This is a genomic window from Stutzerimonas sp. 21-1 (assembly GCF_056336065.1).
Genome location: NZ_CM150500.1, coordinates 2,866,838 through 2,879,114, shown reverse-complemented (window position 1 = coordinate 2,879,114; position 12,277 = coordinate 2,866,838). Strand labels below are relative to the sequence as shown.

14 protein-coding genes and 1 pseudogene are annotated in these 12,277 nt (G+C 65.6%); 8 read left to right on the top strand and 7 right to left on the bottom strand.

What is annotated here, in order from left to right; genetic code table 11:
- Nucleotides 1–73: 73 nt before the first annotated feature.
- Together AC0ZJQ_RS13970 and AC0ZJQ_RS13965 are read right to left on the bottom strand one after the other, a co-directional pair.
- A complete protein-coding gene (locus AC0ZJQ_RS13970) occupies nucleotides 74–673 on the bottom strand; it encodes a Yip1 family protein (RefSeq protein ID WP_008570765.1) in 600 nt (199 codons plus the stop codon).
- Nucleotides 674–813: 140 nt separating this feature from the next.
- On the bottom strand, nucleotides 814–1,407 hold the full coding sequence (locus tag AC0ZJQ_RS13965; RefSeq protein ID WP_165595049.1) for a DNA-J related domain-containing protein: 594 nt from the start codon (nucleotides 1,405–1,407) through the stop codon (nucleotides 814–816).
- A gap of 133 nt (nucleotides 1,408–1,540) precedes the next feature.
- Here AC0ZJQ_RS13965 and ttcA point away from each other — a divergent pair, with 133 nt between their 5' ends.
- Nucleotides 1,541–2,365, top strand: a complete 825-nt coding sequence (gene ttcA / locus AC0ZJQ_RS13960) for a tRNA 2-thiocytidine(32) synthetase TtcA (protein WP_301618786.1) — start codon at nucleotides 1,541–1,543, stop codon at nucleotides 2,363–2,365.
- A gap of 30 nt (nucleotides 2,366–2,395) precedes the next feature.
- Here ttcA and AC0ZJQ_RS13955 read toward each other — a convergent pair whose 3' ends face one another.
- Nucleotides 2,396–3,088: an MOSC domain-containing protein gene (locus AC0ZJQ_RS13955; protein ID WP_165595050.1), complete on the bottom strand. Its 693-nt coding sequence runs from the start codon at nucleotides 3,086–3,088 to the stop codon at nucleotides 2,396–2,398.
- A 109-nt stretch (nucleotides 3,089–3,197) separates the two neighbouring features.
- Between AC0ZJQ_RS13955 and AC0ZJQ_RS13950 the strand changes: the two genes are divergently transcribed.
- From AC0ZJQ_RS13950 to AC0ZJQ_RS13935, 4 genes are all read left to right on the top strand, one after another.
- On the top strand, nucleotides 3,198–3,641 hold the full coding sequence (locus AC0ZJQ_RS13950) for an HIT family protein (RefSeq protein WP_054095149.1): 444 nt from the start codon (nucleotides 3,198–3,200) through the stop codon (nucleotides 3,639–3,641).
- A gap of 99 nt (nucleotides 3,642–3,740) precedes the next feature.
- Nucleotides 3,741–4,706, top strand: a complete 966-nt coding sequence (locus tag AC0ZJQ_RS13945) for an ABC transporter substrate-binding protein (protein ID WP_177313848.1) — start codon at nucleotides 3,741–3,743, stop codon at nucleotides 4,704–4,706.
- Nucleotides 4,703–5,464 (top strand): ABC transporter permease, encoded by a 762-nt coding sequence (locus tag AC0ZJQ_RS13940; protein ID WP_314019542.1) that lies wholly within the window; start codon nucleotides 4,703–4,705, stop codon nucleotides 5,462–5,464. The genes AC0ZJQ_RS13945 and AC0ZJQ_RS13940 overlap by 4 nt, the downstream gene beginning before the upstream one ends.
- Nucleotides 5,457–6,110, top strand: coding sequence for an ABC transporter ATP-binding protein (locus AC0ZJQ_RS13935; RefSeq protein WP_476476813.1), 654 nt, complete (start codon nucleotides 5,457–5,459; stop codon nucleotides 6,108–6,110). The genes AC0ZJQ_RS13940 and AC0ZJQ_RS13935 overlap by 8 nt, the downstream gene beginning before the upstream one ends.
- 3 nt (nucleotides 6,111–6,113) lie before the next feature.
- Here AC0ZJQ_RS13935 and AC0ZJQ_RS13930 read toward each other — a convergent pair whose 3' ends face one another.
- The 3 genes and pseudogenes from AC0ZJQ_RS13930 to AC0ZJQ_RS13920 form a co-directional block, all read right to left on the bottom strand.
- Nucleotides 6,114–7,379, bottom strand: a complete 1,266-nt coding sequence (locus tag AC0ZJQ_RS13930) for a DUF445 domain-containing protein (protein ID WP_314019538.1) — start codon at nucleotides 7,377–7,379, stop codon at nucleotides 6,114–6,116.
- Nucleotides 7,380–7,595: 216 nt separating this feature from the next.
- The gene (locus AC0ZJQ_RS13925) at nucleotides 7,596–7,994 is read right to left on the bottom strand and encodes a hypothetical protein (RefSeq protein WP_008569921.1); all 399 of its coding nucleotides are present in this window, start codon (nucleotides 7,992–7,994) and stop codon (nucleotides 7,596–7,598) included.
- 144 nt (nucleotides 7,995–8,138) lie between these two features.
- Nucleotides 8,139–10,117, bottom strand: a pseudogene (locus AC0ZJQ_RS13920) (methyl-accepting chemotaxis protein).
- Nucleotides 10,118–10,316: 199 nt separating this feature from the next.
- Here AC0ZJQ_RS13920 and AC0ZJQ_RS13915 point away from each other — a divergent pair.
- Together AC0ZJQ_RS13915 and AC0ZJQ_RS13910 are read left to right on the top strand one after the other, a co-directional pair.
- Nucleotides 10,317–10,508, top strand: a complete 192-nt coding sequence (locus AC0ZJQ_RS13915) for a hypothetical protein (RefSeq protein ID WP_008569916.1) — start codon at nucleotides 10,317–10,319, stop codon at nucleotides 10,506–10,508.
- Nucleotides 10,509–10,621: 113 nt separating this feature from the next.
- Nucleotides 10,622–11,059: a 3-isopropylmalate dehydratase gene (locus AC0ZJQ_RS13910; RefSeq protein ID WP_165595055.1), complete on the top strand. Its 438-nt coding sequence runs from the start codon at nucleotides 10,622–10,624 to the stop codon at nucleotides 11,057–11,059.
- A gap of 47 nt (nucleotides 11,060–11,106) precedes the next feature.
- On the opposite strand, the gene AC0ZJQ_RS13905 is transcribed toward AC0ZJQ_RS13910, so the two are convergent.
- Nucleotides 11,107–11,478: a DUF6746 family protein gene (locus AC0ZJQ_RS13905; RefSeq protein ID WP_458988611.1), complete on the bottom strand. Its 372-nt coding sequence runs from the start codon at nucleotides 11,476–11,478 to the stop codon at nucleotides 11,107–11,109.
- 227 nt (nucleotides 11,479–11,705) lie between these two features.
- On the opposite strand from AC0ZJQ_RS13905, the gene AC0ZJQ_RS13900 reads away from it, so the two are divergent.
- Nucleotides 11,706–12,254, top strand: coding sequence for a glutathione peroxidase (locus tag AC0ZJQ_RS13900; RefSeq protein ID WP_102828814.1), 549 nt, complete (start codon nucleotides 11,706–11,708; stop codon nucleotides 12,252–12,254).
- Nucleotides 12,255–12,277: the final 23 nt, after the last annotated feature.

Genomic DNA, 12,277 nt, shown 5'->3' with positions numbered 1-12,277 from the left:
ATGCAGCAAGGGGTTCGCCACCAGACATGCAAGGGCCGCCCAACGGCGGCCCCTGTCGGATGCTGCTGAAGACTCAGCGCACGTAGACCGGCCCGAAGCCCATGCCCCAGGTGATCACCGAGATCGCGATGATCGCCACCAGCACCACCAGGCCGACGGCCAGGACCGAGCTGGAGAACATGAAGCCTTCGTCCTCCGGGATGTTCATGAACTTCGGCAAGCCGACGTAGAGCAGGTAGGCGGTGTAGCAGATCGCCGCGGTGCCCACCAGCATGAACAGCCAGACATGCGGGTACAGCCCCGCCAGACCGCCGATGAACAGCGGCGTTGCGGTGTAGGCAGCGAAGGCGATGCACTGGCTGAGCGTCGGGCTGGCGTCGTAGGTGCGCGCCATCCAGTGAATGAAGCCGCCCATGACCGCGACGCCCGCGAGCATGGCGAGGTAGGAGAGGATCGCCAGCTGCAGACAGCTCGCTTCGGTCAGCTTGACTGGCTCGCCGCCGCCGATGCTCCAGCCGACCTGAGTGGCGCCGATGAAGGCGGATATCGCTGGAATGGCCGCTAACAGCAGCACATGCCCCAGGTACATGCGGCCGATGGATTCATTCTCGCCGCGGATCTCACGCCATTCCTGACCGGGATGGGTGAACAGGCCCCACACGTGATTGATCATGCCAGCGTCTCCTCTGCTATGGGTCGGCCGCGGCGCCTGGCAATTCGTCCGAGCGACGGCAGCGTGCGACCTTATGCCGCAGTATAGGGAGGCGTGCCGCGGATGCAGGCTCTCGGTTAGAGCGAATCGAAGCTAGGTGGTCAGCGGTAATAGCGCTGTAGAATTTCCATCGCCAGATTGATCGATTGCAGACGCTGCGTGCTACCGCCGCGGTCGGGGTGATGTTGGCTCACCAGCTGGCGGTAGCGCTGCTTGATGATGTGCATGTCCAGCGGCCGGGCGAGACGATCCAGCTCGAACAGCTCCAGCGCCGCGCGCTTGTCCTCGCCGCCCTGCATGCGCGTCCAGAAGCTGGCCAGCAGACGCTCGACGGCGGGCTCGTCGGTGTCGCGCAGGTTGCTCAGGTCCAGATAGTAGGCGCGCAGCGGGTCCTCCTCGACCAGCGCGCAGGTGCCGGCGTCGTAGGGATGCAGCTGGATGCATAGCGCGGTGATGTGCAGATGGCCGCCGGCGTCCTGCCAAAGCTGGTCGCGCAATTGATAGAGCGCGTTGAACAGCAGGAAGTGGGTGCGGAACAGCACCAGCTTGTCGGTCAGCGGCAGGTTGGGAATGTGCGTGCAATGGCGCCGCTTGAGCTGCTGGATCAGCTCGAATTCGCTGAAGCCTTGCGGTTGCTCGCGCAGCAGGATGAGCAGTTGTGCCGGCAGGTCCATCGCGGGGGAGAGGTCGTCCATGCGCGCAGCCTAGCACAGCGCATCACCGGCCAAGGCTGCGGCGCTTCACAGCGTCGCGCCTGCCGGATGGGCTGGGGCCGCACGCGCTTTGCGCGTAAAATGCGCGGCTTTCGCATTCCTCCGGATTTCCAGCATGGGCACCCTTTCGGTCAACCAGAACAAACTGCAGAAGCGCCTGCGCCGCCTGGCCGGCGAGGCCGTCACCGACTTCAACATGATCGAGGACGGCGACAAGGTCATGGTCTGCCTGTCCGGCGGCAAGGACAGCTACACCATGCTCGACGTGCTGCTGTATCTGCAGAAGGTCGCGCCGATCAAGTTCGAGGTCGTCGCGGTGAACATGGACCAGAAGCAGCCGGGCTTCCCCGAACACGTGCTGCCCGAATACCTGAAAGGTCTCGGCATCGAGTACCACATCATCGAGAAGGACACCTACTCGGTGGTCAAGGAGAAGATCCCGGAGGGCAAGACCACCTGTTCGCTGTGTTCGCGCCTGCGTCGCGGCACGCTGTACACCTTCGCCGACGAGATCGGGGCGACCAAGATGGCGCTCGGGCATCACCGCGACGACATCCTGGAAACCTTCTTCCTCAACATGTTCTACGGCGGCACGCTCAAGGCCATGCCGCCCAAGCTGCTCTCCGATGATGGCCGCAACGTGGTGATCCGTCCGCTGGCCTACTGCAACGAGGCGGATATCGAGGCCTACTCGAAGATGAAGGAGTTCCCGATCATCCCCTGCAACCTCTGCGGCTCGCAGGAGAACCTGCAGCGCCAGGTGGTCAAGGAGATGCTGCAGGAGTGGGAGCGCAAGTCGCCGGGGCGCACCGAGATCATGTTCCGCGCGCTGCAGAACGTCGTGCCTTCGCAGCTGGCAGACCGCAACCTGTTCGACTTCAAGAGTCTGCGCATCGACGACAACGCCACGCCGCGCTTCGTTGACGTGATGAGCCTGTAACCAGCGCCGTGCCAGCCCGCGCCGGGCCGCTCAGGCGTCCGGCGCGCCGTACAGGCGCTTGCTCCAGTCTTCCACCGCGTTGACCTCCAGCCTCCGCTCCACCAGCTTGCGCCAGTTCGGCGCCAGCGGCAGCTCGGCCAGCTCCTGCAGGGCGGCGTGGTCGAGGGTGTGGCGGTAGAGCACGTCCATCACCCTGGTCAGCGACCAGCGCGGGTAGGGGCGCTGCTCCAGCATCAGGCTCTGTCCGGCCTGCAGCTCGCCAGGCTCCAGCACTTGGTAATACCAGCCGGTCATGCCGCTCTGCTGCACGCGTAGCGCCATGTCGGTGACGCCGAAACGATCGTTGAGCTTCCAGCATGGCTGGCGCGACTGCGCCACCTGCAGCAACACGTCGCCGCAGCGCAGCACGTCGCCCAGGCATAGATCGGCCTCGCTGAGCCCGCGGGTGCTGATGTTCTCGCCGAACGCACCGGGCTGATCGAGCACCGGCAGCCGGCCGAGCTGCTCGATCCAGCGTTGGTAGTGCTCGTAAGGATAGTGATGCACGGCCTTGTGGATGCCGCCATGCACGCGGCGATCGCCCTGTTCGTCGCCGGCCAGCCCCTCGACACCGACCGCCAGCGGCCCGGCCACCGGCTGCTTGGCGATGGCGCTGTGGCTGCCCGGGCGGGTATAGGGGACGGCCTTGCCGACGAGCAGGTGTTCGATTCTGGCCAGTTGCATGCGCGGCTCCTTGGCTGAGTGGAAGATCGGGCCGGCGGCCGCGGCGACGCTTGGCCTGGCCGCGGGCTCCGGCTATGGTCTGCGTTCGTCCTCAGCCTGGAGAAGTCCGGTGTCCCTGACCGCCAGTTACGACCCGCAGAACATTTTCGCCCAGATCATCCGCGGCGACGCGCCCTGCTACAAGCTCTACGAGGATGACGAAGTGCTCGCCTTCCTCGATCTGTTCCCACAATCCTTCGGCCACACGCTGGTGATCCCCAAGCGCTCGGCGGCGTGCAACATCCTCGATGTGGACAGCAATGCGCTGGCTGCGGTAATGCGCGCGGTGCAGAAGCTGACCCGCGCGATCGTCGCCGAGCTGCAGCCGGACGGCGTGCAGGTCGCGCAGTTCAACGGCGCACCGGCCGGGCAGACGGTGTTCCACATCCACATGCACATCGTCCCGCGTTACGCCGGCGAGGGGCTGGGCATCCACGCCGCGGGCAAGGCCGAGCCGGCCGAACTGGAAAAACTGCAGGCGCGTCTGCAGCAGCGTATCGCTGCGCTGGCCTGAGTCATGCGGCGAGGGTCGTGGCGCGGCGCGACCATCGCAGCAGGCAACAGGCACCAAAGTACAATTCGTGCGCCACAGGTGGCTTCGTAACCTGCGGGCATGACGCCTTCATTGCCCGTCCTCATCCGTTCCCTGTTGCGCCTGATGCTGGTGCTGCTGCCGCTGTGCGCGCAGGCGCAGGAACTGCCCGTGCTGACCCTCAGCGTGCTGCAGTTCGGCACGCCGCACTGGGAGCTGGAGCACCTCAAGCGCCAGCAACTGGACCGCGCCAATGGCTTCGAGCTGCGGGTGCGGCTGGTGGCCGATGTGCCTGCCTCGCGGCTGGCGCTGTCCAGTGGCAGTGCCGACGGTGCGGTGAGCGACCTGCTCTGGGCCCAGGCGCGTTACGAAGCCGGCTCGGCCTACCGCTACCTGCCGTTTTCCGCGCAGATCGGCGAAGTGCTGGTGCCCACCGGTAGCGCCATTCGCCAGCTGGCAGACCTGCGCGGCAAGCGCCTCGGTGTTGCCGGCGGCCCCGATGGGCTCGGCTGGCGGTTGTTGCAGCAGGCGGCCGCAAAGCAGGGCATCGACCTGGCGCGGGAGGCGCAGGTGCAGTACGCCGCGCCACCGCTGCTCGGTCAGGCACTGCGCCGTGGTCAGCTGGACGCGCTGCTGACCTTCTGGCATTTCTCCGCGCGCATGCGCGGCGAGGGCGGGGTGCAGAGTGCATTCGGCCTGGCCGATCTGTTGAAGGCGCTTGAATTCGATGCGCACTTGCCGGTACTCGGCTATCTGTTCCCCGAGCCCTGGGCGCAGAGCAACGAAGACCTGCTGCAGCGCTTCGCCCGAGCCCTGCGCCAGACCAAGGACGAACTGGCCCGCGAGCCGCAACACTGGCAGGCGCTGCGTCCGCTGATGCGCGCCGAGAACGACGCGGTGTTCGCCGCCTTGCGTGACAGCTTCGTCGAAGGCATTCCACAGCCATTGGACGCGGCGCGTCTCGCCGACCTGCAGCGACTGCTGGTGCTGACCGGTGCCGATCCGGCGAGACTGATGCCAGCCGCGGCGTTCCAGAGCGCCCCATGAACGGCTCGCGCTGGGCGTGCTGGATCGCCCTGCCGGTGCTGCTGGCGCTCTGGGCGGTGGTGGCGCTGGCGGTGCAGACGCCCTTACTGCCGAGTCCGGCGGCGGTGCTCGAAACATTCTGGCAGGCCGTGCAGAGCGGCGAGCTGCCTGAACACCTGCTGGTGACCCTGCGCCGTGTGCTGTTCAGCTTCGCCCTGGCGATGACGCTGGGCGCACTGCTCGGCGTGTGGATGGGCCGCTCGCGGCTGGCCAATGCGATGCTCGATCCGCTGCTGGTGCTGTTTCTCAACCTGCCGGCGCTGGTCACCATCATTCTGCTGTATGTCTGGTTCGGTCTGGTGGAGGCCGCGGCGGTGCTGGCGGTGGTGGTCAACAAGGTGCCGAACGTGGCGGTCACTGTGCGCGAAGGCGCGCGCAGCCTCGATCCCAAACTCGAACAGATGGCTCAGGTCTACGGCTTCAGTCGCTGGCAGCGGGTCGTCGATGTTTGGCTGCCACAGCTGTTTCCCTACCTGATGGCGGCGACGCGTGGCGGGCTGGCGCTGATCTGGAAGATCGTGCTGGTGGTGGAGCTGCTCGGGCGTTCGGATGGCATCGGCTTCCAGCTGCACATGGCTTTCCAGGTGTTCGACGTGGCCAGCGTCCTCGCCTACAGCCTGGCCTTCATCGCCGTGGTGCAGCTGATCGAGCTGGCGCTGCTGCAACCGTTGGAGCGGCGCGCCTCGGCCTGGCGCGAAGCGGGCGTGCGTCATGCTTGAACTGCGTCTGGACGGCCCCGGCGTCGACCATCCGGTGCTCGGCAAGATTGACGCGCAGGTGCGCGCTGGCGACCGCATCTGTCTGCTCGGCCCGTCCGGTGTCGGCAAGACCACGCTGCTCAACGCCATTGCCGGTCTCGATCCGCAACTCAGCTCGCAGATCCTGCGCCGGACGGGGCTGCGCGTCGGCTATCTGTTCCAGGAACATCGCCTGCTGCCCTGGCGCACGGTGCGGCAGAACCTTGCAATGGTCGGCGCGAGTGCGGCGGACAGCGAGCGGCTGCTGGCCGAGGTGGGGCTTGCCGGTGCCGGCGATTGCCTGCCGGAACAGCTGTCGCTAGGCATGGCGCGCCGCGCGGCGCTGGCGCGCAGCCTGGCAATCAAACCCGACCTGCTGCTGCTCGACGAACCCTTCGCCTCGCTGGACGCTGAGCGCGCCGGCGAGCTGCGCCAGCTGATCACGCGTCTGCTGGATCAGCATCCCGACATGGCGATGATCTGCGTGACCCACGATCCGCGCGATGCGGACGAGCTGGCCAACCGCCTATGGTACCTGAGCGGTACGCCGGCGACGCTGAGCTGCGACGAGCGTCTCGCCGGTGCAACCAGCGCCAGCCAGATCAGTGCGCGGCTGCGCAGCGCCTGAGCATCAACCGGCGACGAGCTGCGTCAGCGCATGTAGCAGCAGTCCGACCAGCCCGCCGACCAGCGTGCCGTTGATGCGGATGTACTGCAGGTCCTTGCCGACGCTCTGCTCCAGCTGCTCGACCAGCTCGCGGCTTTCCCAGTTCTCCACGCGCTCGGCGATATAGGCGCCGATCTGCCCGCGATAGCGTTCCAGCAGGCCGGGTGCGGCGGCCAGCAGTTGTTCGTTGATCCAGTTGCGCATGGCCTGGTCGGCCGCCAGACCGTCGCCCAGGCCGCGGCACAGCGCGACGATGCGCCGGCCGATGCGTGAGTCGGTACTGGCCAGGTCGCTTTCCAGCCATCGCGTCAGCTCTGTCCAGAGGTCGCGGAAATAGGCGCTGGTGGCCGGGTGGTCCAGCAGCTGCGCGAGGATGCGTTCGACTTCCAGCGCGTAATCCGGATCCTGTTCCAGGCGCTCGATGTATTCGCCGACGTGCTCGTCGAAGCGCTGGCGGATCAGATGTTCCGGGTCGGCGGCGATCTCGGCGATCAGCGCGGACAGGCCGTCGACGAACTTGTTGGCTGACCAGCCGCTGACTGGGCGGCTCAGGCCCAGATAGCGCAGCGTGCGGATCTCCCGGCTGATGGCGTCGGCAACCAGCGCGCGGGTGTCCTCGTCCTGCATGATCGAATCCAGACGCAGCAGCAGTTCGTCGAGCATCGCCTGATGCCGGCCCTGGCCGGTCAGCACGCGCAGCGCCTGCGCCAGCGGCGGGGCGAGGTCGAACTTGCGGACGCGGCCGATGACCTTGGCCTCGACGAAGGCGCGCACGCGCTCGTCATGCAGCGCGGCGAGACCGAAATGCGCGACGCCGGTGAGTTGGCGACCGACCGCTTCGGCATTCGCCGGGTGGCGCAGCCAACCCGCCAAGCGGGCAGCGAGGTCCAGCTCCTGCAGCTTGGCCAGCACCAGCGGTGTGGCGAGGAAATGCGTGGTAATGAAGCCCGACAGGCTCTGCCCGATGCGCGTCTTGCTGCGCGGAATGATCGCCGTGTGCGGGATCGGTAGGCCAAGCGGGCGGCGAAACAGCGCGGTGACGGCGAACCAGTCGGCGATTGCGCCGACCATCGCCGACTCGGCGAACGAGGCGAGGTAGCCCCAGGCGGGGTGCGCGGCCTCGAAGCGGGTCGCGATGACGTAGAGCAGGGCGGCCAACAGCAGCAGAAGGCCGGCGACCAGCTTCATGCGCGAAACCGGCGATTGCCAGGCGCTGATCAACAAACGCATGGGATTCCTCGTCGTTGATGGTGGGCAGGTGTGCAATGGACAGTGAAGCAGGGATGCGCGGTCGGTATCGATAGCAGATGGGTGTGCCGGCTTAGCACGGCTCCGGTCCGCCGGCAGCGTTACGTTGCATGAGTGGGCTGAAGCCCACCCTACGGTCCGTTGTGAAACCGTAGGGTGGATGTCGCTATGTACAGCCACCGAAATGACGCGGTGCGATCAGAGCTGTTCTTCTTCCTCGCGGATCAGAACGTACTGGCCTTCGGCATCGCTCAGGCAATCCCAGACATAGAACATCGAGACTTTGCCCGGCTGCTCGATGACGGCCGCATAGTCGCCGGGCACGACGGTGAAGTAGGCGCCGGAGTCGGGCGCGGCTTCGCAGGCGATGCGAGCGACGACGAAGGCTTCTGGCGCGGTGCCGTCGAAGTAGTCGTCACGGTCCTTGGCGTCCCATTCGGCGGGGGCTTCGAAGGGGCCGCTGATGATGATGCGCGCGTCGCCAAGGTCCTGTTCTTCCGCTTCCTCGTCGTATTCGTCGGGGCGGTACAGGGTGCATTCCAGGGCGTCCGGGTTTTCGAGAATGGCCGCGCGGGATTGGGGGGTGAGTGTCTGCATGGAATCTCCGACTGCGGTTGGGTGTGAGCGGCCAGTGTGGTGGAGCCGCCAGGGCAGTGCAATCGGAAGCGTGGTCGCACGTTTCGGCGAAGCCCCGCGGCGCCGGTGCAGCCCGGCGTCACGGGTGGGTTGCCTGGTCGGCCCTCAGGCGCGGAAACGGTCGACCTGGGTGCGCAATTCGGCGGCCAGCCTGTCGAGCTCGCCGGCGGTTTCGGCCAGGTTGGCGACCACTTCGCGCTGCTCCTGATTGGTCAGGGCGATGCTTTGCAGGTTGCTGCTGAGCAGGGTGGCGGTGCTGCTCTGCTCCTGGGTGGCGGTGCTGATGGCGCTGAATTGTTCGTCGGTGCTGCGGCTCTGCTCGTCGATCACCGCCAGCACGTCGGCCACCTTGGCATTGCGTTGCAGGCCGTCATCCATCAGCCGCTGACCGCGTTCCATCGTGCTCATGGCGTTGCCGGTTTCGGCCTGGATCTGGCTGATCATGCCGGTGATGCGGTCGGTGGCTTCGCGGGTGCGCGAGGCCAGGTTGCGCACTTCGTCGGCGACCACGGCGAAGCCGCGGCCCTGCTCACCGGCGCGCGCGGCTTCGATGGCGGCATTGAGCGCGAGCAGGTTGGTCTGCTCAGCGATGGCGGTGATCACGCCGACGATGCCGCCGATTTCCTGCGAGCGCTGGTCGAGACTTTGTACCACCTCGGCTGTGCTGCTCAGTGCCGAGGCGATCTGCGCCAGCGCGTCGGAGGCTTCGTCCATGGCCGCGCGCCCAACGCGCGTCTGCTCGGCGTTGGCGCGAGCCACCTGCTGAGTGTCGCGCATGTTGTCGGCGATGTTCAGCGACGTGGCGCTGAATTCTTCCACCGCACCGGCCATGCTGGTGATCTCGCCGGACTGCTGTTCCATGCCTTCACTCGCGCCGCTGGAAAGGCCTGCGAGCAGCTGCGCGCGCTGGCTGACTTCGCCGGACGCACCGCGAATGCGCGCGACCATGCTCGACAGGGCTTCGCCCATGCGGTTGAAACTGTCGGCCAGCTGACCGATCTCGTCATCGCTGCGCACGGCCAGGCGCACGCTGAGATCGCCGGCGCCCAACGCCTGCGCCTGCTGCACCAGCGCGGCGAGCGGCTTGAGCTTGTGGCGCAGCAGCCAGATGGTGGCCGCAACGGCCAGCAGCATGGCCAGCAGACTGCCGATTGCCAGGCGGGTGCCCACGCTCCAGGTGACTTCGCGAATTTCCCTGGCTGGCATGCTGGCCAGCACGGTCCAGGGGCCGCCGTCGAATGTGGCGCCGACGCTGTAGATATCCGCGTCGCCATCCTGCCAGTACTGCCCAGTGCCGCTCTGGCGTCCCAGTTCGGCGGCCTTGGATGCGGCTTGCTCCGGCTGGTTCAGGCCAGCGGGGGCACCAGCCACTGCTGCTTTTCGTCGAGCAGCGCGAGCGAGCCGGTTTCACCGATGCGAAAGCGCGCCAGGTCCTCGAACTGCGTGTGTTGCGCGTCGGTGTAGTCGAAGCCGACGAACAGCACGGCGATCACCCGCCCCTTGGCATCGACCACTGGCGTGTACTGGGTCATGTAATGGCGGTCGAACAGGAATGCGCGGCCGATGTACTGTTTGCCGGCGAGCAGCAGCGGATAGGCCGGATGCTGACGGTCGAGCAGGGTGCCGATCGCGCGGCTGCCATCCTGCTTGGTGACCGACGTGCTGACACGCACGAAGTCATCGCCCTTGCGGGCGAACACGGTAGCCACCCCGGCCGTCATTTCCCGGAAATCGTCGACCAGCGTGAAATCGTTGTTCAGCGCGGTACCGTCGAGCATCAGCGCGGGCGTCGGCACGCCGCCGACTTCGATCTGCTCCGATTCGCTGAGTTGCAGGCCGCTGGCGAAGCGCTTTTCGAAGAGCCCGCTGAGACGCTCGGTGCTTTCTCGCAGCGTGTCGTGAAAGGTGCTCAGCTGATCGGCGAGCAGCCGCGCTTCGCTGGCCAGATGTTGCTCACGGGTATGCAGGTTGGCGGTATCCAGCGAGCGAAGCGCAAAGAGCGTGCTGCCGGTGATGACGATTGCGAGGATCAGCGCAAGGGCCAGACCGAGTTGCGAGGCGATTTGAGCGCGAGGTGACTGCAAGATGTTCTCCTGACCGAGCGATGGGAACGGAAACTCGCGCTCGATACAGCAGGGGGTATCGGTAGTCGGCTGCAGAGCTTTAGTGCGCTGTGGCGAGAGGTCGCAATTGCAGCCTTCGGACCGCCGGCAGGGAGCATGTCGAACGCCTCGGGGTTTGCCGTCTCCAATATTTAACCAAACACGCAGACCCGAGGACGCCATGAATCCCAACGACGATCAGCCGAACGAAGAGCCCGACGTGACGATGACGAACGCTGGCGAGAAAAACCCCGGTGAGGATCCGGATTTCGACGACAAGCCGTCTCCTCGGGACAAGGATGATAGAGAGCCCGAAGTGCTGCCGGACGATCCCGATATCCTCGGCAACGATGGTTCCAGCGGCCCCGGCTGATGTTGCGTGCCCGACTTCAGGTGATAGTGCGCAGAGCGGACGCGCTTTTTGCGTGCTGGCGATGAGTGCTTGGCCTAGGCTTGTCGCTTCGCTGTGTCGCCGAGGAATTGCCCATGCGCCTGCTGTCTGCCGTCTCTTGCCTGCTCATTCTGGCGGGCTGCTCGTCGTGGCAACCGCAACCGGAAGAGATCAAGCCGGTGCCCGCGGAGCGTGTCCTGGCCTTCCAGCAACCATTGGAAAATGCCGGCGAGATAGTGGTCACACGCGATTTCGGCTGGCGCGGTGGCGGTTGTTACATCGCGCTGCTGATCGACCGAGAGCTGGCGGCGCGCATTCATGTCGGTGAGCAGGTGCGTTTTCAGGTGCCGGCGGGCGCTCGTATCGTCGGTATCGGCACCGACCCGCTGGATGACAGCTTGTGCGGCAAGCTGAGTCTGCGTCGCGAGAAGCTGGCGAAGGTCGTGGCAGGGCAAACGCTGGAGTTTCGCGTTATCAGCGGCAACGACGTCGGCTTCGACATCCTGCCCGTCGCCCCTGACGCCGAACGCTAAGCCTGAGAAAAGCCCGTTAGATCGACGGGCTTTTTCATGCTGCCTGCTTACTTGATGACGGTGCGTGCGGTCTTCAGGTATTCGGTCGCGTGCTCCCGTACCTCGTCGGCCTGGCGGGCCTCCGAGCTGATGTGAATCTCCTCGAGGGTGTCAGTCAGGCCGTCCATATCCTCGTTGATCTTTTCCAGGGCGTTTTGCAGCGTGTAGGTCAGCTCGTGGATTTCCTGCAGGCGTTCCGGTGTCGGTTCCTGTGCCAGTGCTTTTTCGAGTCGCTGGTTGTATTCGGAGAAATTGGCAACGGCCTCGGTCAGCGTAGGAGATGGAACGCCGTGAACCGGTGCGGCGCCGTCGTTGGCGAAGGTGCTGGAGGCGATGGTCGTGGCGAGTGCCAGGGCGGCAGTCTGGATGAGCGTTTTCACGGCAGGTCCCTCTGGTAATAAGGCGCGCGAAAGTACCATCTGCCAATTCTGTCGCTGTGCAGTAGTGCACAGTTTTGCGCAGGCGAGCGCCCCTGCGATGTTTAGCTGCTGCTCGAGCGGTTTGGTCGCACAAGGGGCACGGCTGCTGTTGGCCTCGGGCGCGCAGAGCGATTGCCCGGCGATTTGCCGCGGAGTAGCGTGGTCATCCAACCTTGCGGAGATCAGTCATGAAGGCCCTGACCCTCATCGCCTTGCTTGCATTGGCATCACCGATTGTTCCGGCGTTGGCCAGTGAATGCCCGGCATTGCTGCAGCATGAACTGCCCAAGCTGCGCTCGAAGGAAACCATCGATCTATGCCAGCAGTTCCAGGGAAAGGCGCTGGTCGTCGTCAACACAGCCAGTCACTGCGGTTTCACGCCTCAGTTCAAGGGGCTCGAGGCGCTCTATCAGCGCTACAAAGGCCAGGGGCTGGAAGTGCTGGGCGTGCCGTCGGACGATTTCTTTCAGGAGTCCGATGACGAGGCCGAGACGGCCGAGGTGTGCTACGTGAACTACGGCGTGACCTTCGCCATGACGCAGACGCAGCCGGTACGCGGCAGCGATGCCACACCGCTGTTTCGCCAACTGGCCGAGCAGGCCGGCGTGGCGCCGCGCTGGAATTTCTACAAGTACGTCGTAGACCGCCACGGCCAGGTGGTGGCGTACTTTCCCAGCAAAGTGAAGCCGGACGATCCGCGTTTGCTGGCAGCGGTGGAGCAGGCGCTGCAGCGCTGAAATCGAAAAGCCCCGGCAGGACC

Coding starts and splice junctions, on each gene's coding strand:
- AC0ZJQ_RS13930 (WP_314019538.1), bottom strand. CDS start 7,379: ATGCGTTTGTTGATCAGCGCCTGGCAATCGCCGGTTTCGCGCATGAAG.
- AC0ZJQ_RS13945 (WP_177313848.1), top strand. CDS start 3,741: ATGACGCCTTCATTGCCCGTCCTCATCCGTTCCCTGTTGCGCCTGATG.
- ttcA (WP_301618786.1), top strand. CDS start 1,541: ATGGGCACCCTTTCGGTCAACCAGAACAAACTGCAGAAGCGCCTGCGC.
- AC0ZJQ_RS13970 (WP_008570765.1), bottom strand. CDS start 673: ATGATCAATCACGTGTGGGGCCTGTTCACCCATCCCGGTCAGGAATGG.
- AC0ZJQ_RS13900 (WP_102828814.1), top strand. CDS start 11,706: ATGAAGGCCCTGACCCTCATCGCCTTGCTTGCATTGGCATCACCGATT.
- AC0ZJQ_RS13955 (WP_165595050.1), bottom strand. CDS start 3,088: ATGCAACTGGCCAGAATCGAACACCTGCTCGTCGGCAAGGCCGTCCCC.
- AC0ZJQ_RS13910 (WP_165595055.1), top strand. CDS start 10,622: ATGCGCCTGCTGTCTGCCGTCTCTTGCCTGCTCATTCTGGCGGGCTGC.
- AC0ZJQ_RS13915 (WP_008569916.1), top strand. CDS start 10,317: ATGAATCCCAACGACGATCAGCCGAACGAAGAGCCCGACGTGACGATG.
- AC0ZJQ_RS13940 (WP_314019542.1), top strand. CDS start 4,703: ATGAACGGCTCGCGCTGGGCGTGCTGGATCGCCCTGCCGGTGCTGCTG.
- AC0ZJQ_RS13925 (WP_008569921.1), bottom strand. CDS start 7,994: ATGCAGACACTCACCCCCCAATCCCGCGCGGCCATTCTCGAAAACCCG.
- AC0ZJQ_RS13935 (WP_476476813.1), top strand. CDS start 5,457: ATGCTTGAACTGCGTCTGGACGGCCCCGGCGTCGACCATCCGGTGCTC.
- AC0ZJQ_RS13965 (WP_165595049.1), bottom strand. CDS start 1,407: ATGGACGACCTCTCCCCCGCGATGGACCTGCCGGCACAACTGCTCATC.